Source organism: Citrobacter sp. GW821-FHT02E08, assembly GCF_059421685.1.
The window spans coordinates 116,805-137,402 of the sequence record NZ_JBWKVL010000002.1; the positions used below are offsets into that span (position 1 = coordinate 116,805).

At 53.4% G+C, this 20,598-nt stretch carries 20 protein-coding genes; 9 read left to right on the top strand and 11 right to left on the bottom strand.

The window, feature by feature from the left end; all coding sequences use genetic code 11:
* Positions 1-4: 4 nt before the first annotated feature.
* Positions 5-1,468 carry a citrate/succinate antiporter CitT gene (citT, locus tag AC07UY_RS02915; RefSeq protein WP_203358523.1) on the top strand — a complete coding sequence of 488 codons (1,464 nt, stop codon included), beginning with the start codon at positions 5-7 and terminating at the stop codon, positions 1,466-1,468.
* 108 nt (positions 1,469-1,576) lie between these two features.
* Positions 1,577-2,383 (top strand): ribonuclease I, encoded by an 807-nt coding sequence (rna, locus tag AC07UY_RS02920; RefSeq protein ID WP_494659332.1) that lies wholly within the window; start codon positions 1,577-1,579, stop codon positions 2,381-2,383.
* Positions 2,384-2,487: 104 nt separating this feature from the next.
* Here rna and AC07UY_RS02925 read toward each other — a convergent pair whose 3' ends face one another.
* Positions 2,488-3,318, bottom strand: coding sequence for an alpha/beta fold hydrolase (locus tag AC07UY_RS02925; protein ID WP_203358525.1), 831 nt, complete (start codon positions 3,316-3,318; stop codon positions 2,488-2,490).
* Between the two features lie 285 nt (positions 3,319-3,603).
* Between AC07UY_RS02925 and rnk the strand changes: the two genes are divergently transcribed.
* The 3 genes from rnk (at position 3,604) to uspG (ending at position 4,800) form a co-directional block, all read left to right on the top strand.
* Positions 3,604-4,014: a nucleoside diphosphate kinase regulator gene (gene rnk / locus AC07UY_RS02930; protein ID WP_203358526.1), complete on the top strand. Its 411-nt coding sequence runs from the start codon at positions 3,604-3,606 to the stop codon at positions 4,012-4,014.
* A 143-nt stretch (positions 4,015-4,157) separates the two neighbouring features.
* A complete protein-coding gene (gene yldA / locus AC07UY_RS02935; RefSeq protein ID WP_304521075.1) occupies positions 4,158-4,247 on the top strand; it encodes a small membrane protein YldA in 90 nt (29 codons plus the stop codon).
* Between the two features lie 124 nt (positions 4,248-4,371).
* Positions 4,372-4,800, top strand: a complete 429-nt coding sequence (gene uspG / locus AC07UY_RS02940; RefSeq protein ID WP_203358527.1) for a universal stress protein UspG — start codon at positions 4,372-4,374, stop codon at positions 4,798-4,800.
* A gap of 139 nt (positions 4,801-4,939) precedes the next feature.
* Here uspG and ahpF read toward each other — a convergent pair whose 3' ends face one another.
* Entirely contained in the window at positions 4,940-6,505 is a 1,566-nt protein-coding gene (gene ahpF, locus AC07UY_RS02945; RefSeq protein WP_494700777.1) for an alkyl hydroperoxide reductase subunit F, read from the bottom strand.
* A gap of 209 nt (positions 6,506-6,714) precedes the next feature.
* On the bottom strand, positions 6,715-7,278 hold the full coding sequence (gene ahpC, locus AC07UY_RS02950) for an alkyl hydroperoxide reductase subunit C (RefSeq protein WP_162379580.1): 564 nt from the start codon (positions 7,276-7,278) through the stop codon (positions 6,715-6,717).
* 385 nt (positions 7,279-7,663) lie between these two features.
* Between ahpC and dsbG the strand changes: the two genes are divergently transcribed.
* From dsbG to AC07UY_RS02965, 3 genes are all read left to right on the top strand, one after another.
* On the top strand, positions 7,664-8,410 hold the full coding sequence (gene dsbG, locus AC07UY_RS02955; RefSeq protein WP_276292455.1) for a thiol:disulfide interchange protein DsbG: 747 nt from the start codon (positions 7,664-7,666) through the stop codon (positions 8,408-8,410).
* 412 nt (positions 8,411-8,822) lie between these two features.
* Positions 8,823-10,046, top strand: coding sequence for a phosphoadenosine phosphosulfate reductase (locus tag AC07UY_RS02960; RefSeq protein WP_494700776.1), 1,224 nt, complete (start codon positions 8,823-8,825; stop codon positions 10,044-10,046).
* Positions 10,031-10,648: an IbrB-like domain-containing protein gene (locus AC07UY_RS02965; RefSeq protein WP_494700775.1), complete on the top strand. Its 618-nt coding sequence runs from the start codon at positions 10,031-10,033 to the stop codon at positions 10,646-10,648. The genes AC07UY_RS02960 and AC07UY_RS02965 overlap by 16 nt, the downstream gene beginning before the upstream one ends.
* Before the next feature lie 69 nt (positions 10,649-10,717).
* Here AC07UY_RS02965 and AC07UY_RS02970 read toward each other — a convergent pair whose 3' ends face one another.
* The 7 genes from AC07UY_RS02970 to entC all read right to left on the bottom strand — a co-directional run bounded on the left by AC07UY_RS02970 (position 10,718) and on the right by entC (position 18,099).
* Positions 10,718-10,915: a YbdD/YjiX family protein gene (locus AC07UY_RS02970; protein ID WP_192611510.1), complete on the bottom strand. Its 198-nt coding sequence runs from the start codon at positions 10,913-10,915 to the stop codon at positions 10,718-10,720.
* Between the two features lie 58 nt (positions 10,916-10,973).
* Positions 10,974-13,079, bottom strand: coding sequence for a pyruvate/proton symporter CstA (cstA, locus tag AC07UY_RS02975; RefSeq protein ID WP_494700774.1), 2,106 nt, complete (start codon positions 13,077-13,079; stop codon positions 10,974-10,976).
* Between the two features lie 181 nt (positions 13,080-13,260).
* A complete protein-coding gene (entH, locus tag AC07UY_RS02980) occupies positions 13,261-13,674 on the bottom strand; it encodes a proofreading thioesterase EntH (protein WP_203358533.1) in 414 nt (137 codons plus the stop codon).
* Between the two features lie 2 nt (positions 13,675-13,676).
* Positions 13,677-14,432, bottom strand: a complete 756-nt coding sequence (gene entA, locus AC07UY_RS02985) for a 2,3-dihydro-2,3-dihydroxybenzoate dehydrogenase EntA (protein WP_494659329.1) — start codon at positions 14,430-14,432, stop codon at positions 13,677-13,679.
* Complete coding sequence (locus AC07UY_RS02990; protein ID WP_494659328.1) at positions 14,432-15,289, bottom strand: isochorismatase; 858 nt, start codon at positions 15,287-15,289, stop codon at positions 14,432-14,434. The genes entA and AC07UY_RS02990 overlap by 1 nt, the downstream gene beginning before the upstream one ends.
* Positions 15,290-15,303: 14 nt before the next feature.
* Positions 15,304-16,914: a (2,3-dihydroxybenzoyl)adenylate synthase EntE gene (gene entE / locus AC07UY_RS02995; protein ID WP_494700803.1), complete on the bottom strand. Its 1,611-nt coding sequence runs from the start codon at positions 16,912-16,914 to the stop codon at positions 15,304-15,306.
* 9 nt (positions 16,915-16,923) lie between these two features.
* Positions 16,924-18,099 carry an isochorismate synthase EntC gene (gene entC, locus AC07UY_RS03000; protein WP_494659327.1) on the bottom strand — a complete coding sequence of 392 codons (1,176 nt, stop codon included), beginning with the start codon at positions 18,097-18,099 and terminating at the stop codon, positions 16,924-16,926.
* A 186-nt stretch (positions 18,100-18,285) separates the two neighbouring features.
* On the opposite strand from entC, the gene fepB reads away from it, so the two are divergent.
* Positions 18,286-19,233 (top strand): Fe2+-enterobactin ABC transporter substrate-binding protein, encoded by a 948-nt coding sequence (gene fepB, locus AC07UY_RS03005; protein ID WP_494700773.1) that lies wholly within the window; start codon positions 18,286-18,288, stop codon positions 19,231-19,233.
* Between the two features lie 72 nt (positions 19,234-19,305).
* Here fepB and entS read toward each other — a convergent pair whose 3' ends face one another.
* Positions 19,306-20,541 carry an enterobactin transporter EntS gene (entS, locus tag AC07UY_RS03010; RefSeq protein WP_494700772.1) on the bottom strand — a complete coding sequence of 412 codons (1,236 nt, stop codon included), beginning with the start codon at positions 20,539-20,541 and terminating at the stop codon, positions 19,306-19,308.
* Positions 20,542-20,598 lie beyond the last annotated feature (57 nt).

Consider the following 20,598-nt stretch of genomic DNA (forward strand, 5'->3'; position numbering starts at 1 on the left):
ACTCATGTCTTTATCTAAAGATAATATATGGAAGTTGTTGGCCCCATTGGTAGTAATGGGCGTCATGTTTCTTATCCCTGTCCCCGATGGGATGCCCCCTCAGGCCTGGCACTATTTCGCCGTTTTTGTGGCGATGATTGTCGGGATGATTCTGGAGCCGATTCCGGCGACAGCCATCAGTTTTATTGCCGTTACCATTTGCGTGATTGGCAGCAACTACCTGCTGTTTGATGCCAAAGAGCTGGCGGACCCCAGTTTTGATGCCGGTAAACAGGCGTTGAAATGGGGGCTGGCCGGTTTCTCCAGCACCACCGTATGGCTGGTATTTGGCGCCTTTATTTTCGCTCTGGGCTACGAAGTGACTGGTCTGGGACGTCGAATCGCGCTGTTCCTGGTGAAATTCATGGGTAAGCGTACCCTGACGCTGGGCTATGCCATTGTCATCATTGACATCCTTCTGGCGCCGTTTACGCCCTCTAACACGGCGCGAACCGGGGGGACCGTATTCCCGGTAATCAAAAACCTGCCGCCGCTGTTTAAATCATTCCCTAACGATCCTTCCGCACGTCGTATCGGTGGGTATCTGATGTGGATGATGGTGATCAGTACCAGTCTCAGTTCTTCCATGTTTGTCACCGGCGCGGCACCGAACGTACTGGGTCTGGAATTCGTCAGCAAAATTGCAGGTATTCAGATTAGCTGGCTGCAATGGTTCCTGAGCTTCCTGCCAGTGGGCATTATTTTGCTGATCGTTGCGCCGTGGCTCTCATACGTGCTCTACAAGCCGGAAGTCACCCACAGTGCGGAAGTCGCTGCATGGGCTGGTGACGAGCTTAAAACCATGGGCAGTCTGACCCGCAAAGAAACAACGTTGATAGGCCTGGTACTGCTCAGCTTAGGTCTGTGGGTTTTTGGCGGCGAAATGATCGACGCCACCGCCGTTGGTCTGCTGGCCGTCTCTCTGATGCTGGCACTGCATGTTGTGCCGTGGAAAGACATTACCCGTTATAACAGCGCGTGGAACACGCTGGTCAACCTCGCTACGCTGGTGGTGATGGCGAATGGTCTGACCCGCTCTGGCTTCATCGACTGGTTTGCTTCTACCATGAGTTCTCACCTGGAAGGCTTCTCGCCTAACGCAACGGTGATTGTCCTGGTGCTGGTGTTCTATTTTGCGCACTACCTGTTCGCCAGCCTCTCCGCACATACCGCGACCATGCTGCCGGTTATTCTGGCGGTCGGTAAAGGTATCCCGGGCGTGCCGATGGAACACCTTTGTATTCTGCTGGTTCTTTCGATCGGTATCATGGGCTGTCTGACGCCTTATGCGACTGGCCCTGGCGTCATCATTTACGGCTGTGGCTATGTGAAATCCAAAGACTACTGGCGTCTGGGCGCGATCTTTGGCGTCATCTACATCGCGATGCTGCTGCTGGTGGGTTGGCCGATTCTGGCTCTGTGGAGCTAATCCCCTTCCGCATCACAGTATGAAAATGATGCCAGTCAGATAAACCTGACTGGCATTTTTTATGGTTAAATAGATGATATACAGTATTTCTATATATCAGAATTAATCATGAAACCAATATGGCGTTACAGTCCTCTACTGGCCGCATTTCTGCTTCCAGTCTCCACGGTGAAAGCCGACGAACTTCAGGCGAAACAGTACGGTGATTTCGACCGCTATGTGTTGGCGCTCTCCTGGCAAACCGGTTTTTGCCAAAGCCAGCATGAACGCCAGCGTCAGGAACCTGACGAATGCCGTCTGCAAAAAGAAACGCAGGACAAAGCCGATTTTCTGACCGTGCATGGACTGTGGCCAGGCCTGCCTAAATCCATTGCCGTCAGAGGCGTGGATGAACGCCGATGGATGCGCTACGGCTGTGCGACCCGCCCGATCCCCAACCTGCCGGAAGCCCGCGCCAGCCGTAAATGCGCTGCCCCTCAAACAGGGCTGTCGCTGGAAAGCGCCGCGAAGTTGAGCGCGGTGATGCCCGGTGCCGGAGGACACACTTGCCTTGAACGCTATGAATACGCCAAACACGGTGCCTGTTTTGGTTTTGATCCGAATGTCTATTTCAACACAATGGTACGCCTAAACAGCGAGGTTAAGCGCAGCGCGCTGGGAGATTTTCTGAGAAGCCATTACGGTAAAGCCGTCAGCCGCGCGGACTTTGATGCCGCCGTGGTGGCAAGCTGGGGCAAAGAGAGCATCAAAGCGGTGAAGTTGAGCTGCCACGGAAATCCCGCCTACCTGACGGAAATGCAGTTTTCGTTACATGCAAACGCCATCAACAAGCCGCTGGCTACCGCCTCTTTTGCATCGCAACCGCATCCCGGCAACTGCGGCAAACGTTTTATACTGGATAGCGTCGGATATTAAGCCCCTGAAACCGGTGCATAAGCCGCGCCGGTTTAACGCCAATTGCGCTTCGCTCATCTCCCTGTGGAATAAAGAGGATCAGCGCAGAACAATCTGTTCAGCCATTATGACTGGATAAACGTCAGCAGGTCCTGATTAATCTGGTGTTTATGGGTGGTACAAATACCGTGCGATCCCCCTTCATAGATTTTCAACTGCGCGTCAGGCAACATCGCCGCCGCCGCTTTACCGCACGTTTCAAACGGTACGATTTGATCATCATCGCCATGAATAACCAGCGTCGGAATCGTCATTCTTTTGAGATCGTCCCGCAGGTCAGTCTCTGAAAACGCCTTAATACAGTCGTACAGGGCTTTTATTGACCCTTGTAACCCTTGCTCGACAAAGCTCTCACGCACCGCTTTTGACTCTTTTTCTCCAGCCCGGTTGTAGCCATAAAACGCCGCGGTAAGCTCATAAAAAAATGCGGCGCGATCGTTGACGACGCCTTGCCGAATCCCATCAAACACCTCTTTCGGTACGCCGTTGGGGTTAAAATCGGTTTTGACCATGATGGGCGTCACTGCGCCGATCAGTACGGCTTTCGCAACCCGCTGTGTCCCGTGTCGACCAATGTAGCGTGCGACCTCGCCACCGCCTGTCGAATGTCCGACATGCACCGCATCTTTTAAATTCAGGTGCGACGTCAACTCGGCCAGATCATCGGCATACTGATCCATATGATGACCGTCCCAGGGCTGTGCCGAACGGCCATGTCCCCGACGATCGTGAGCAATCACGCGAAACCCTTTCGATCCCAAAAAAAGCATCTGATCTTCGAACGCATCTGCCGTCAATGGCCAGCCGTGGCTAAAGACGATGGGCTGCCCGCTGCCCCAATCTTTAAAGTACAGATAACTGCCATCTTTTAACGTGAGTTTGTCGTACTGGCTCATGAGCTCTCCTTCAAGGAAACGCTGAGTATGTGGACCCGCCCGCGGCGAGCGCTTAAAAAGCATAATGCAAATTTGAGAACGATCCCGTTTTTCGGCTAAAATTCACTCAATGCTATAAACGCTATCAATGTTAAGGATTTGCCCGAATGTGAACTAAATCACTTCAAAGAAGGGGTAAGTCTCAGTATCATCAGGAAAGCTAAACCCTCGCCGCCAGACGGTGAGGGTTTTCTTTTGGGATTATTTACCTGCGCTACTCGCAGTATCGACGACATGGAGTAATAAATGTCCAGACCAACTATTATCATCAACGACCTCGACGCCGAACGCATCGACCGCCTGTTGGAGCAACCTGCGTTTGCCGGTTTACCGATTGCTGATGCGTTAAACGCAGAGCTGGATCGTGCCCAAATGTGTTCACCAGAAGAGATGCCGCATAACGTCGTGACCATGAACAGTCGGGTGAAATTCCGTAACCTTGCCGACGGCGAGACGCGCGTTCGCACGCTGGTCTACCCGGCGAACATGACGGACAGCAGCACCCAATTGTCGGTGATGGCTCCGGTTGGCGCTGCCCTGTTAGGTCTGCGCGTTGGCGACACCATTCACTGGGAACTGCCAGGTGGCACCGCCACGCACCTTGAAGTGCTGGAGCTTGAATACCAGCCTGAAGCGGCAGGCGATTACCTGCGCTAACGCTGTCTTTTCAAAGCCAAACGCGTTATTTTGCAGAGGATGCATTCGCATCCTCTTTCCGGTTAAATATCAACCAAATTTATCATTCCTGCTTTTTTTACGACGAACTAACCTGATTGGGGTATCTGTCGGTGGAAAAGTGTATGGCTGAGGCTCTCGGTATCACGGTAGTGTATATCCTGATAGCAGCGATTCTCGTTGCCGCTGTGCTATTTCTCGAACAGCACTGGTAATCCCTTATTCTCAGTATTGTCTCCTCTTTGATCCTTTAAAAACCTAAATCTGTGCCGTGACTGACAGAATCATATTCATTAATATGATGTTATATGTTCATGCGATAACAAGGAGAGACTGCTTATGTACAAAACAATCATTATGCCGGTTGATGTTTTCGAAATGGAACTGAGCGATAAGGCCGTACGCCACGCTGAATTTCTGGCGCAACAGGATGGCGTCATTCATCTGCTGCATGTCCTGCCGGGTTCCGCCAGTTTGAGTTTGCATCGGTTTGCCGCCGATGTTCGCCGTTTTGAGGAGCATCTGCAGCACGAAGCGGAAACCCGCCTGCAAACGATGGTCGGTCATTTCAGTCTTGATCCTTCACGGATTAAGCCGCATGTTCGTTTTGGCAACGTGCGGGACGTGGTCAACGACTTAGCGGAAGAACTGAAGGCGGATGTGGTGGTCATTGGGTCACGAAACCCGTCAATCAGCACCCATCTTCTCGGTTCTAATGCGTCAAGCGTTGTCCGCCATGCCAACCTGCCCGTGTTAGTCGTGCGTTAATTCGCCCAAGTCTGATACTGAAAAGCCCTGCCTGGAGAGAGTCCGGCAGGGCTTTTTGTTGTAACTGAAGATAATAAAAAAACCGCCCGGAATTTCACAGGCGGTTTGAGCTTGCAGGTGACAGTCTTACTGTCTTTTTTTATGCGGTCTTCGTGCGAATCAGATAATCAAACGAACTCAAGGAAGCTTTGGCGCCCTCGCCTGTCGCGATGATTATCTGCTTGTACGGTACGGTGGTGCAGTCACCGGCGGCGAATACGCCCTTCACGCTGGTTTCACATTTCGCATCAATGATGATTTCACCCATGCGGTTACGTTCAACAGCGCCTTCCAGCCAGGTGGTGTTCGGTAACAGACCAATCTGAACAAAAATGCCCGACAGTGCCACGTTGTGAACATCGCCGCTGACACGGTCACGGTACTCAAGCCCAGTGACTTTGCTGCCATCGCCTTTCACTTCTGTGGTCTGCGCGTTCAGGATGATATCGACGTTTTTCAGGCTGCGAACTTTATCCTGCAGCACCTGATCGGCTTTCATCTCCGGCGCAAATTCCAGCAACGTCACGTGCTCCACAATGCCTGCCAGATCGATAGCCGCTTCCACACCGGAGTTACCACCGCCAATCACTGCCACGCGTTTGCCTTTAAACAGCGGGCCGTCGCAGTGCGGACAGTACGTCACACCTTTGGTACGATATTGGTCTTCACCCGGTACGTTCATATTGCGCCATTTGGCACCCGTCGCAATGATAATGCTGCGAGCTTTCAGCACCGCACCGGATGCCGTTTGAATCTGGTGCAGACCACCTTCTTGCGCGGCAGGCACCAGTTTGCTGGCGCTCTGGCTATCAATCACATCCACATCGTAATCATCGACGTGCGCTTTTAATGCCCCCGCCAGCTTCTGACCTTCGGTTTTCGGCACTGAGATGTAGTTTTCGATATCCACGGTATCGAGTACCTGACCGCCAAAACGCTCGCCCATCAACCCCGTGCGAATGCCTTTACGCGCAGAGTAAACAGCCGCCGCAGCGCCCGCCGGGCCAGAGCCGACAATCAGCACATCATACGCATCACGCTTGTTCAACTCTTCTGCTGCGCGTTTCTCTGCGCCGGTATCCACTTTCGCGACGATTTCCGTCAGGGTCATACGCCCCTGGCCGAACTCTTTCCCGTTAACATAAACCGCCGGAACGCCCATCACGTTACGTTCAGTGATTTCGTTCTGGAATGTCCCGCCGTCGATTGCCGTATGCTTAATACGTGGGTTCAGCACTGCCATCAGGTTCAGTGCCTGCACCACGTCCGGGCAGTTATGGCAAGAGAGCGAGTAATAGGTTTCAAACTCAAAATCACCGTCGATTTCGCGAATCTGCTCAAGCAGCGTCTGCGCTTCTTTCGACGGATGACCACCGGTCCACAACAGTGCCAGTACCAGAGAGGTAAATTCATGCCCCAACGGGGAGCCGGCAAAACGCGGTCCCTGGGTTGAACCCGGGTTGGCTATCAGGAATGACGGCTTGCGTACGGCCAGGCTGTTATCTTCTTTAAAGGTGACTTTCTCTGACAGTTCGGCAATTTCAGTCAGCAGTTCCTTGATTTCCGCCGATTTGGCGCTGTCATCCAGCGTGGCAATCAGCTCAACAGGTTTCGTCAGTTTCTCAAGGTAAGCCTTGAGCTGGGTTTTCATGTTAGCGTCGAGCATCGTTAATCTCCTGCTTTAAAAACATCATCATGCAAGCAGCCTTGCGGGCAGCCTGAATGCGGCTTGCATCATAGTGTTGGAATGAAATGGGCGCTGATGCGCCCATTGATTGCCGGGTGGCACTTCGTTTACCCGGCCTACGATGTTGTAGGCCCGATGTGTAGGCCGGATAAGCGCAGCGCCATCCGGCTTCGAAGCGCCTTAAAGGCTTAGATCTTACCAACCAGGTCTAAAGACGGTGCTAAAGTCGCTTCGCCTTCTTTCCATTTCGCCGGGCAAACTTCGCCTGGGTGAGAAGCCACATACTGAGCCGCTTTGATTTTACGCAGCAGGTCAGACGCATCGCGGCCAATGCCTTCAGCGGTAACTTCGATTGCCTGGATGATACCTTGCGGGTCAACAACGAAGGTTGCGCGGTCAGCCAGACCTTCATCTTCACGCATGTTGTCGAAGTTACGGGTCAGGGCGCCAGTCGGGTCGCCGATCATCGCATATTTGATTTTCGCGATGGTTTCAGAGCTGCTGTGCCATGCTTTGTGAGTGAAGTGGGTGTCAGTAGACACAGAGTAAACGTCTACGCCCAGTTTCTGCAGTTCATCGTAGTGGTCAGCAACGTCGCCCAGTTCAGTCGGGCATACGAACGTGAAGTCAGCCGGGTAGAAGAAGAAGACGCTCCAGCGGCCTTCGGTATCTTTTTCGGTAACTTCGATGAATTCACCGTTTTTGAACGCCTGGTTTTTGAAAGGTTTAATTTTAGTGTTAATCAAGGACATCTATACTTCCTCCGTGTTTTCGTTGAGTTGTAAGTTAACGAAATTTTTCCGATTCGGCTAATGCGTTTCCATTATCAAATCAATAAGCGTTATCTAACAACTGACGCATGACAACTTTGTGAACCCTAAGCCGCCACCGGCGACAAAAAGTAAAAAGGCCCCCTTTTCAGGCGGCCCCATTACCTGAACTACCCGTAGGTAACTTCAGTGCCAGTGAAACTGGCTATGTGTTGCGCTCTACATTACCTTAACAAAGGCTGTAACAGCGAAGGGGATTACAACACCCCACTGAAGAAAGGGCAATCATCCGGCTTAAGGTCTTCTCTATGGCTGCGATAGGTTTGATCATCGACCTTTCTTTCGCACTGATTTTTAAGGAAAAATAATGCTAAAACGAACGCTATTGCTGACTCTCCTCCCTCTCATCGCTCAGGCGGAAGAACTGCCAGCGCCGGTCAAAGCCATCGAAAAACAAGGTATTACAATCCTGAAATCCTTCGATGCGCCGGGCGGGATGAAAGGTTACCTGGGAAAATATCAGGACATGGGCGTCACCATTTATCTCACCCCGGACGGCAAACAGGCGATCTCCGGGTACATGTATAATGAAAAAGGTGAGAACCTCAGCAATGCATTGATAGAAAAAGAGATCTATGCACCAGCCGGGCGAGAACTGTGGCAGCGCATGGAAAAATCATCCTGGTTGTTAGACGGTAAAAAGGATGCGCCCGTCGTACTTTATGTGTTCGCCGATCCTTTCTGCCCTTACTGCAAGCAATTCTGGCAACAGGCCCGCCCCTGGGTAGAATCCGGCAAAGTACAATTACGAACCCTGCTGGTTGGCGTAATCAAGCCTGAAAGCCCGGCAACTGCCGCTGCGATTCTGACCACGAAAGACCCGGCAAAAACCTGGCACGACTATGAAGCATCGAACGGCAAACTCAAACTTGAAATCCCGACATCCGTTCCTCCTGAGGCGATGCGTATTCTGAACGTCAATCAAAAAATCATGGACGATCTGGGTGCTAACGTCACACCCGCCATCTACTATTTGAATAAAGAAAACACGTTGCAGCAGGTTGTAGGATTGCCAGAAAAAGCACAGCTGGATGCAATGATGAATAGCCGTTAACGTAATATTAAGGGTGATTGTTCTCATTCCAGTCACCCGGTTAAATCACTCACTTCGCTTATCGCATAATGCAGGAGTCAGCACTCAAGAAAGCATCGTCATTGACTACCTACAGATTGTGATGTTCCGGGGCGTCTATACATCATTATTTTTATTCAACATAACAATATGAGTAACCGTGCGTCGTTAATTAATAAATGATTTGCAAAATATATATTTCGAATTAACTCACTGTATCAATCAGAAAACATCACCTCCCTCAGTTCAACTAAGTTAATCCATATTTATTATTGATCGCCGAAAAACATTCATAAATACAATACTTTAAACTGTTGCATGTTTAAATAATTGGCATATCTTATAATAAAACATTTCGAGTAAAATCAATTTAATATTGAGAGCCACCGCCAAAATGTCCATCTATAAATACCCGCTTGACAAAAATGTCCTGGAGGCCGCGCAAGAGCGCATTGTATGGACGCTTGAAACGCTCCCACGGGTCTGTGTTTCATTTTCTGGCGGTAAAGATTCTGGTCTCATGCTGCACCTGACCGCGACCCTTGCCCGTCAATTACAGAAAAAGATCTGCGTATTATTCATTGACTGGGAAGCGCAATTCTCTTGCACCATTGAGTATGTTCAGGCGCTACGAAATGAATATTCCGATGTCATCGACGAATTTTATTGGGTTGCCTTGCCGTTGACGACACAAAACGCATTATCCCAATACCAACCCGAATGGCAATGCTGGGCCCCGAATACAGACTGGGTGCGCCAACCGCCACCGGATGCGATTACCGACCCCGGCTATTTTCCTTTTTATCAGCCAAATATGACCTTTGAGCAGTTTGTTCGTTTTTTTGCTGACTGGTTTTCTAACAACCGGCCCGCCGCAATGCTGATCGGTATCCGGGCCGACGAGTCTTACAACCGATTTGGCGCCATTGCCTCCTTACAGAAGCAGCGTTTTGCTGATGACAAACCCTGGACAACTTCCGCGCCGGGTGGACACACCTGGTACATTTACCCAATGTATGACTGGAAAACCGCAGACATCTGGACCTGGTTTGCGAGGACAAACAAACGCTGTAATCCATTGTATAACCTGATGTATCAGGCTGGCGTACCAACCCGCTACATGCGGATTTGCGAACCCTTTGGCCCGGAGCAGCGCCAGGGACTGTGGCTGTACCATGTCCTCGAACCCGAACGCTGGGCGGCGATGTGTGCGCGCGTGAGCGGTGTGAAAAGCGGCGGTATCTATGCGGGTCACGACAACCATTTTTATGGTCATCGAAAACTCTTAAAACCCGATCATCTAAGCTGGAAAGAGTACGCCTTACTGTTGCTGAATAGCATGCCGGAACAAACCGCCGAACATTACTGCAATAAAATCGCCGTCTATTTACAGTGGTATAAAAAGAAAGGTCTGGACGATATTCCCCAAACGCAGGATAGCGATATTGGCACAAAAGATATCCCGTCATGGCGACGTATCTGCAAAGTGCTGCTGAATAATGATTACTGGTGCCGGGCACTCTCTTTCAGTCCAACAAAACCGAAAAGTTACCAGCGTTATAACGAACGCATGAAAGCGAAACGTCAGGAATGGGGAATACTATGCAACAACGATTAACTCAGGAATTAACCCACTTTCTCTCGGCACTGCCGGAAGAGGAACGGATCCGCGCCATTAATGAGTTCAGAATGGCCATCCACAGCGTCAGTCCTTTTCGTCATGAACCTGTCGACTGCGTGTTGTGGATTAAAAATGAACACATTACACCAAACGATTACAACCCCAATAATGTGGCGCCGCCGGAGAAAAGGCTGCTGCTCAAATCGATTGAAGCAGACGGCTTCACACAACCGATCGTCGTGGCGCAATCCAGTTCAGAGGATTACGAGATAATAGATGGTTTCCATCGGCACGAATTAGGAAAAGGAAAAGCGGCGCTAAGAGCGCGTCTGAAAGGTTATCTACCCGTCACATGCCTGGAGCGCACGCGCCATGAACGTATTACGTCCACGATTCGCCATAACCGCGCACGGGGCCGCCACCAGATCCATGCCATGTCGGAGATCGTTCGTGAACTGTCGCAACTGGGCTGGGACGAGAAAAAAATCGGCAAAGAGTTAGGGATGGATGATGATGAAGTGTTGCGTCTGAAACAAATCAACGGCCTGCAGGAGTTGTTTGCAGGTCGCCAATTTTCGAAAGCCTGGACAGTGAAATAACGGCAAGGTGAATCTGCGTTCAGCCGCTGAAAGCAGCCTCACCGCGTAAGAAAGAATGAAGAGCATCCGTTAGCAACAACGCGCGCCGCCTTTTCCCCCATAGCGCGCGTCCTGCCGCTCACGGAAAAATTCTTCATAGGTCATCGGCGTTTGGTCCGGATGCGTGACGCGCATGTGCTCAACATAGTTGTCGTAGTCCGGCACGCCAATCATCAATCTTGCCGCCTGGCCCAGGTATTTCCCGGCTTTTGAAAGCGTATCAAACATAGCGGTTACCTGTTATGCAAACGCCCTCTCCGGTCGGAGAGGGCTTAATAGTTGAAGATTAGTGCGCGCTTTTCGCCTGCGCCACGATCTCTTCTACATTTTCCGGCATCGACTCATACGGCGTCTCTTTTGCCGTCGGTTTGTCGACCTTCAGGGCCGCCAACGCGGTCTTTATGGAGAACAGCGCCAGTACCACCACCACCACCATGAAGAAGACGGTCAGACCGGCATCCAGACGGTTGTTAAACACCAGCTGTGACAACTGCGATTCGGTGTACTGCGCCGGGATCTTGCCGCTGTCAATCATCGCCTGGAATTTATTGGCGATAGCCAGGAAGCCCACTTTGTTGTCCGGGCTAAACGCTTTTTGCCAGCCAGCGGTGAGCGTACAAATCAACAGCCAGGACGTGGGTACTAACGCAACCCATGCGTAACGCTGACGTTTCATCTTGAACAGGACCACAGCGCAAAGCATCAACGCCATACCCGCAAGCATCTGGTTGGCAATACCAAACAGCGGCCACAGGGTGTTAATTCCGCCCAGAGGGTCAACCACGCCCTGATGCAGGAAGTAACCCCAGGCCATCACGCAGAGCGCGGTCGCCAGCAGGTTGGCAGGCAGTGAATCGGTGCGTTTCAGCCCCGGAGAAACCACGCCCAGCAGATCCTGCAGCATAAAGCGCGCTGCGCGGGTTCCTGCGTCCACCGCCGTCAGAATAAACAGCGCTTCAAACAGAATCGCAAAGTGATACCAGAACGCGACGTCCATCATACCGCCGAGCGCACCGTGCAGAATGTAAGCCATCCCCACCGCCAGCGTCGGTGCGCCGCCCGCACGCGAGATAATGGATTGTTCACCCACTTCATTGGCGATTTGATGCAGCGTGTCCGGCGTAATCGCAAAGCCCCAACTGCTCACCACCTGCGCCGCAGAAGCCACCACATCGGTGGTACCGGCTGGCGCCAGCACAGCCATTGGGCTGTTCATGGCAAAGTAGACGCCCGGATCGATAATACAGGCGGAAACCAGCGCCATAATGGCAACGAAGGATTCCATCAGCATGCCGCCGTAGCCAATAAAACAGGCCTGGCCTTCGTTCGCCAACATCTTCGGCGTGGTGCCGGAAGCGATCAGCGCGTGGAATCCGGACACCGCCCCACAGGCAATCGTGATAAACAGGAACGGGAACAGATTGCCCGTCCACACCGGCCCTGTACCGTCAACAAATTTGGTCAGCGCAGGCATAGTCAGCGTGGGTCGCATAATCAGAATGCCGACCGCCAGACCCACAATGGTGCCAATCTTCAGGAAGGTGGAGAGGTAGTCACGCGGTGCCAGCAGCAGCCATACGGGCAGGACTGCCGCCACAAAACCGTACCCCACCAGCATCCAGGTCAGCTGTACGCCAGTGAAATCAAAGTACGGCGCCCAGGTGGGACTTTGGGCCACCCAACCACCAGAAATGATGGCAAAGACCAGGAAAACCAAACCGATGACCGACACTTCGCCAATCCGTCCGGGGCGCAGATAACGCAGGTAAACCCCCATGAAGATCGCCAGCGGAATGGTAAACGCCACGGTATAGGTTCCCCACGGGCTGTGGGTCAGGGCTTTGACGACAATCATCGCCAGCACCGCCAGAATAATCACCATGATCATAAAACAGGCCACCAGCGCAATGACGCCTGCTGTGGGACCCATTTCCTCTTTGACCAACTCACCCAACGAGCGACCGTCGCGGCGAGTCGACACAAACAGCACCATAAAGTCCTGCACCGCACCGGCTAATACCACACCAGCCAGCAGCCAGATCATGCCGGGCAGGTAGCCCATCTGCGCTGCCAGCACCGGTCCCACCAGCGGGCCCGCGCCAGCAATGGCGGCAAAATGGTGACCGAACAGCACTTTTTTGTCGGTAGGGACGTAATCCAGACCGTCGTTATGACGCACAGCAGGCGTCATACGCGTCGGGTCAACCGCCAGCACATTTTTGGCGATATACAGACCATAAAAACGGTAGGCAATGAGATAGACACAGACCGACGCCACCACAATCCACAGCGCGTTGATCTGTTCACCACGGTTTAACGCAATATATCCCAGCGCAAATGCTCCCATTACAGAGAGCACTGTCCAGACGAGGTATTTCCCTGATTTATTCATGGTTGTTGTCCGTTTGCGTGTTCCAGAGAGATGTTACATTTTGTTTCTATAACACCTCTGCTGGTTTTAACAACATGACAACTTCATAAACCAGATATATCACTGATCATTTACATCGCATTGTTAACTAGATCACTCCATTCACCTGCTAACCCTGCAATATCATTTTATTTTGCCGACGTTACCCCAGAACCGCAGTCCCTAAACGGCAGGTGCAACAACGCCGTCCTTGTTCATCAAAAACAGCAATTTCCCAACTCTGATTTTGCCGTCCGAGATGCAGCGGCTGGCACACACCGCGCACTTTTCCCTGTGATACCGCCCGGTGATGAGTGGCGTTCAGTTCAGTACCGACAACGCACTGCCCGTCGCGGGTCATCAGATAACCCGCCATTGAACCCAGCGTCTCCGCCAGCGCCGCTGACGCCCCGCCGTGCAGCAAACCAAACGGCTGATGCGTCCGGGCATCCACCGGCATTTCCGCTTCCAGCACGTCGTCACCGAGTCGGGTATAGACAATGCCAAGATGCGCCACCATCGTGTTCTGGCTGGTGGCATTCAGTTCTTCAAGCGTTAAATGGCGTTTCCAGATCATCGTTATGCCCCCAGCGTTGAGCCGCCATCAACCACAATATCCTGCAGCGTAATGTGGCTCGCCAGATCGGAAGCCAGAAACAAAATGGTATTGGCGATTTCCTGTGGACGCGCGATTTTCCCCAACGGAATGCCGAGTTTAAACTGCTCGCCAAAACCGTGAATTCGCTGCTGTTCGGCGTCATCACTGACCCACAACGTGCGCTGCATGTCGGTGTCCGTTGAGCCCGGTGAAACGAGATTGCATCGCACGCCGCTGGCGGCCAGTTCCAGCCCGACGGTCAGTGCCAGACTTTTCAGCGCCGCTTTCGATGCGCCATAAGCGCTCATGCCAATCCGCGGCGTATGTGCGGCATCGGAAGCCACGGTGACGATGGCTCCCCCCTGCTGGCGACGAAACTGCGCCATCGTCTGCTGGAAGAGATTAAACGCGCCGCCCACGTTGACGGCAAAAGTCTGCTGCCATTCATCAGCGCTGAGTTCATCCGTGGCGCCCATACGCAAAATTCCCGCAGCGTTTACCAGCACGTCCAGACGTTCGGTTTTTTGCAGCAGGCGCTGACACACTTGCGCTACCTGCTCACGCTGTGCAATATCCAGTACCTGGGTCGCAAACGGATAGTCGTCGCACGTAAATTCACGATCGAACCCTGTGACGTGCGCGCCAGCGTCGACAAACGCCCGCGCCGTCGCATAGCCAATGCCTTTTCCGGCACCGGTCACCCAGACGGTTTTGCCCTGAAAATCAAAACCAGCCATCATTTCACCTCGCGGGAAAGCAGCGCCCACCAGGCGTCAATCGTCGGGTTCTTCGCTAACATGACAAAATCGATGTCGCTGTGCACCTTACGCCAGCGTGCCGCCAGCGCCATCATGCGCACCGAATCCAGACCGTAGTCGATCAGGTTTTCATCGTCCATCGGCTCGTCGGACTCATCCAGCAACGGCAGAATAGCCGCCCGCAGCGCCTGTTTGCTGGCAGGAACCGGTGTGGGCAACAGGTCTTGCGTCATGACCACCCGGCCAGTACGTCCCGCCACATAATTCAGCGACATCAGATGTTCGTCACGACTAAAGTCGGCCAGCGCATCCGCCACCATAAACGGCTTAATATCACGCATGAAAGCATCCGTTGCGGTAGTCATACAACCAATGTGCGCATACACCCCGGTAATGATCAGCTGGTTGCGGCCGGTTTCTTTCAGCATTTGCTCCAGCGGAGAACGGTGGAATGCACTGTAACGCCATTTCACCAGCACGTTATCGGCTTCGTCCGGCGCCAGCGGCCCGACTATTTTTTGTTGCTCAGGAGAGCGCGTCAGCCCCGGTCCCCACATATCGTTCAGCAACGCCCTGTCTTCATCACTTTGCTCTTTAGGCTGAGCGGTGTAATAGACCGGAATATGGTTCTCTTTACAGTACTGACGCAGTGCGGCGATATTGGCGATCACCTGCTCCATCATCGGACAATTATCGCCCCAAAAGCTGACGAAATAGTCCTGCATATCATGGATAAGCAGCGCGGCCCGCTCCGGTTCAACGTCCCAGTTCACTTTGCTGGAGGGAATATCAAGTGCGGTGGGCAGCGCGTAAGCCTGCAGTTTAGGAATAGCCATTTTTATTTTCTCCTTCAGGCAGGTGCCCGTGACGCCAGCCACTGACGTAATTGTTTTTTATCGACTTTACCTACCGGGGTCAGAGGCAGAGCCTCAACGCATTCCACACGGTCTGGTAATTTGAATTCCGCAACGCCCTGTTCACGCAGGAAGCGTCGTATCTGTACCGCGCGCAGCGGCGATTTCACCACCAGATACGCGCAGCTTTTCTCCCCCATCAGCTCATCTTCCATGCTGACCAACGCCGCGTGGATCACCGAGGGGTGACGCAATAACAGGTTTTCGATCTCTTCGGCGGCGATCTTCTCCCCACCGCGGTTGATCTGATCTTTTTCTCGCCCCTGCACCGTGATGTATCCGGCTTCGTCTATCGAGATCAGATCGCCGGAGCAGTAAAAACCGTCGGCATCGAATGCATTGGCGTTATGCTCAGGACTTTTGAAATAGCCGCGAAAGGTGTACGGCCCACGCGTCATCAGGCGACCGGTTTCCCCTTGCGGCAGCGGATTGCCCTCGGCATCCGCCACCCAGACTTCATCATCCGGACACATCGGGCGACCCTGGGTATGAATAATGCGCTCCGGGCTGTCGTCCAGACGGGTGTAGTTCACCAGCCCTTCGGCCATTCCAAATACCTGTTGCAACTGGCAACCGATTTCGGCCGGAATGCGTGCAGCCAGCGTGGCGGAAAGCCGCGCTCCTCCCACTTGCAGCAGCTTCAGCGACGCCAGCTGTGCGTTACTCCCCCATTCGCCAATGGCCTGAAGCCACAGGCTGACTGCCGGAGGCACCAGCGCCGTTGAATTGATCTGATGTTTTTCAATGAGCGGGAAGCACAGCGTGGCGCTCGGATCGGCGGCCAGTACCACGGTTCCCCCCGCGAGGAACACGCCCAGCGCTCCCGGAGAACTCATGGCATAGTTATGTGCCGCCGGAATGGCGCACAAATAGCGTGTCTCTTCGCTGAAATGGCAGATTTCGTTACTACGGCGCACGCTGTAGTAATAGTCGTTATGGGTACGCGGGATCAGTTTCGGCGTGCCAGTTGTGCCGCCCGAAAGCTGAAAGTACGCCACTTCATCGGCAGGCGACGGCGTCGCAGTAAAATCTGCAGCGGGTTGATTCATTGCCGCGCACAGGTAGTGTTCGCCCTCGTCATTAAGCAATTGCACGACGCGAACAGACGCGTGTTCAGCAATAAACGTATTCAGGAAATCATCCCCGGCGAACAACGCGTGCTGGCGATCGGCGATCAGCAGCGTCGGTTCAATTTGCTTTGCGTAGGCATTCAGTTCGGTTCTCTGATGGCTGAACAGCGCCAGAACCGGGGCCACGCCAATCTTCAACAGGGCGAAAAAGGTGATGTATAACTCCGCCACATTGCCCAGTTGTACCAGCGCAGTATCACCCGCATTAATCCCCTGACGACGCAGACTGCAGGCCAGATTCTCCGAGGCTTGATTGAGTTGGCGATAGCTCAGGTGACGCTCGCCCTCAATCACCGCCGTTTTATCGCTCAGCGCATGGCGGGTCAGAATGTCCGTTAAGGGCAAATCCTGCCAGTACCCTTTTTCACGGTAACGACGGGCAAATTCGTCTGGCCACCGGGTGAAAGGAATGTTCATCATCGCTCCTTAATGCAGTCCGAACACATTCAACATGGTGGATAGTTTCGTACCCGTTTCACGCCACTCCGCAATTGGGGAGGAAGCAGGCACAATTCCCGCACCGGCAAAGAAACGCACCTGATTCTGGCGTAACGTCGCACAGCGGATCGTCACAACCCATTCGCCGTTGCCTTCGGCGTCGCACCAGCCGACGATGCCGCCAAACAATTCACGGTCAAACGGTTCAAGTTCCGCGATCCACTTTTTCGCGACCTGATGCGGGAAACCGCTCAACGCCGGAGTCGGGTGCAGCAGACACGCCAGCGTCAGGGCATTCTCCTGGGCGTTCGCTTTGCCTTCAAACGGTGTACCAAGGTGCCACAGCGTGGGGGTGGTGATCAGTTGCGGGGAGGACGGAAGCTGCAATTCACGGCTACGATCGCGCAGCACCATTTTCATCGCCTGAGTGACCAGGTCGTGTTCATGACGGTCTTTTTCAGACGCCAGCAGACGATTACCCGCCTCTCTGTCCAGCACATCATCAGGCTGGCGGCGAGCCGACCCAGCCAACGGCAGAGAACTGAAATGATCGCCCTCTTTACGCAGCAGTAATTCCGGGCTGGCACCGAGCAACACCCCGCCGTCTTCCAGCGGGACATGGTAGTTGTAACTAACAGGGTTCTGCGCTACGAGGCGTTCCAGCAAGGCTCCGCTATCGATATTGTCGTCGGTGGTGATATCAATCAGACGCGACAACACCACTTTGTCAACTTCCGGCGTCGCCGTCAGCGCCGCCGCTTTCGCCACCATCTCCTCAAAATCATCCTGCTCAGGAATGGCTTTACGCGCAACGACGTTCAACGACGGATACTCAGTGAAATAGCGCGATGACTGTTGCTTTGCCGGGCGGGAAAACGTCTGACAGGACTCCGGTATAAACAGCGACGAAGGCTGGCGTGTATCAAAGGGAATCGCGCCGACCATGACCGGGTTTTTAATCCCCTGCGATTTGGCCCTGGCAAACAGCGCATGTAATTTTTGTTGAAACGGGCTATCAGGGGAATCCCCATCCACAGCAGGTTCATCAAAGCGGGCGAAGCATCCGGACGTCGTAAAACTGCGATACGGCGACATAAAGAAAAAATGATCGGGGGCAAGCGTTGCCATTTTCTGCTGTACATCCTCGGCCAGTGACGTATCCATATCATCCTCCAAAAATGATAAAGGTTTTAATAATGATTATCATTTATATTTTCGGTCGCTAACCTAAAAGCAAACAGACGGCATGTCAACTCTTGCGCTAACACATTGTGCGACTTTGACTTGCATCCCTTCTCGCCAACAATGAAAATGAGAAGCATTAACTTCACTGATAACAGGAACTGATTTGTGAGATTACCTTTTTTGCCTGGCCTGCTGATTGGGCTCTTCGTTTTCGGATTCTCCTCAGCCCACGCCGCTGACTGGCCACGTCAAATCACCGACAGCCGTGGAACACACACGCTGGAGCACAAACCTGAGCGTATTGTCTCGACCAGCGTCACACTGACCGGTTCGCTGCTGGCCATAGACGCGCCGGTTATTGCCAGCGGGGCCACCACGCCCAACAACCGCATCGGTGACGATCAGGGGTTCTTGCGCCAATGGAGCGAGGTGGCGAAAGCGCGCAAGCTGAACCGTCTGTACATTGGCGAACCCAGTGCTGAAGCGGTGGCCGCACAGATGCCCGATCTCATCCTGATCAGCGCCACCGGCGGCGACTCTGCACTGGCGCTTTACGATCAGCTCTCTTCCATCGCACCGACGCTTATCATCAACTATGACGATAAAAGCTGGCAGTCGTTGCTGACGCAACTCGGCGAGATCACAGGCCAGGAAAAACAAGCGGCGCAACGCATTGCTGAATTTGATCGGCAGATGGCGGTGGTAAAACAACAGATTAAACTACCGCCACAGCCGGTCAGCGCGCTGGTGTACACCGCCGCCGCACACACCGCCAATTTATGGACGCCTGAGTCTGCGCAGGGCAAGATGATGGAGCAACTCGGCTTTACACTGGCCGCGTTGCCAATCAACATGCACACCAGCACCAGTCAGGGTAAACGCCACGACATCGTCCAGCTCGGCGGTGAGAATCTGGCGGCGGGTCTGAACGGCGAGGCGCTGTTCCTGTTTGCTGGCAACAGCAACGACGCCGATGCCATTTATGCCAACCCGTTGCTGGCACACCTGCCTGCGGTACAAAGTAAACGCGTTTACGCACTGGGCACCGAAACGTTCCGTCTGGACTACTACAGTGCGACGCTACTGTTGAACCGTCTTGCCGCCCTGTTTTAATTTATTTTGCCGGATGGCGACTAATGCCTTATCCGGCCTACATATCCCGTAGGCCTGATAAGCAAAGCGCCATCAGGCACTTGCAGGCGTCTGGCGAAAACGCCGCAACTCACTCAGCAACAGCAGCAGTAATAACCCCACAATCACCAGTCCAAATCCACTTACGCTTGCCGAGGCGACCGGTGTCATCATCGCGCCGAGACCGCCTAACAGCGCCGCGCCGATAGCATCCCCAGTGACGTTCTGCGCCGTCCACAGGCCGTTAATCCTGCCGAGCATCGATTCCGGCGTTTGCGTTTGTAGCATCGTGTATTGCAGTAACGAACTGATGGCGCTGAGCCAGCCAAACAGCGCGAGGCAAATAACGCCCAGCGCCCAGACAGTCATCAGGCCAAACAAGCCAATCGCCAGGAAGGAACCTACCGTGGAGGCCAGCATAATCAGACCGGGGCGTACGCTGTGAGCCAGTTGTCCGCTGGTCAGCGCGCCTACCGCTGCGCCGAGGGGAATGGCGGCATAGAGAAACCCAATTTGCGCCGCAGACATGTGCCAGTTCAGCGCCAGCGCCGGATAGAGCACCCGCACCGCGCTCGCCATGGTCAGTAAACCACCGAGCAGCGCAATACCACCGATAAGCGGGCTGGCAAACAAAAAGCGAAACGCCGCCAGCAGCGATTTAAGCGGATGCTCACGCGGCTGAGGCGGTGGAGGCAACAGCGGAAGTCGCAATAACGGCAGCAATGTTATAAAGGTGCCAGCGGCAGCCAGACCATAGTTCCAGGCCACGCCGCCCGTGGCTAACAGCAGTCCGCCCAGCATGGGTGAGATCACCGACCCTAGGCGAACCGTCAGCATCGTTATGGCCCCCGCCTGCATCAGATTTTCACGACCAACCAGCGCTGGCGTTGCCGCCAACAGCGCGGTGACCCCCAGAGAAGCAAAGAAACCATCCCATAAGCCAAGCAGATAAATTGCCAGTAGCGAAGGTTCCGGCAGCAGCGCGTTCAGGCACAGGCCAATGAAGCCAATACCACAGGTACCGCGCGCCAGCAGGATCACTTTTTTACGCTCATAGCGATCGGCCAATACGCCGCCCACCATCAGACCCACAAACATTGCGCTACCGGTCAACGTCACCGACAAACCGACCTGCCACGTTGAGTGGGTCATCATCTGGATCTGTACCGGAACCGCCACGCCGAGCAAACCCAGCGAAACGATGGAGATAAAACGGGCAAGGAAAACCGCACGGAATGCCGGGTGCGTCTTCAACAGGCTGAGATTCAACAGCCAGGATTGTCGATTCATTACAACGCCTTAATACGAGCTTTTTTAAATATCCATTCAGAGGCTGCACATGCTAAC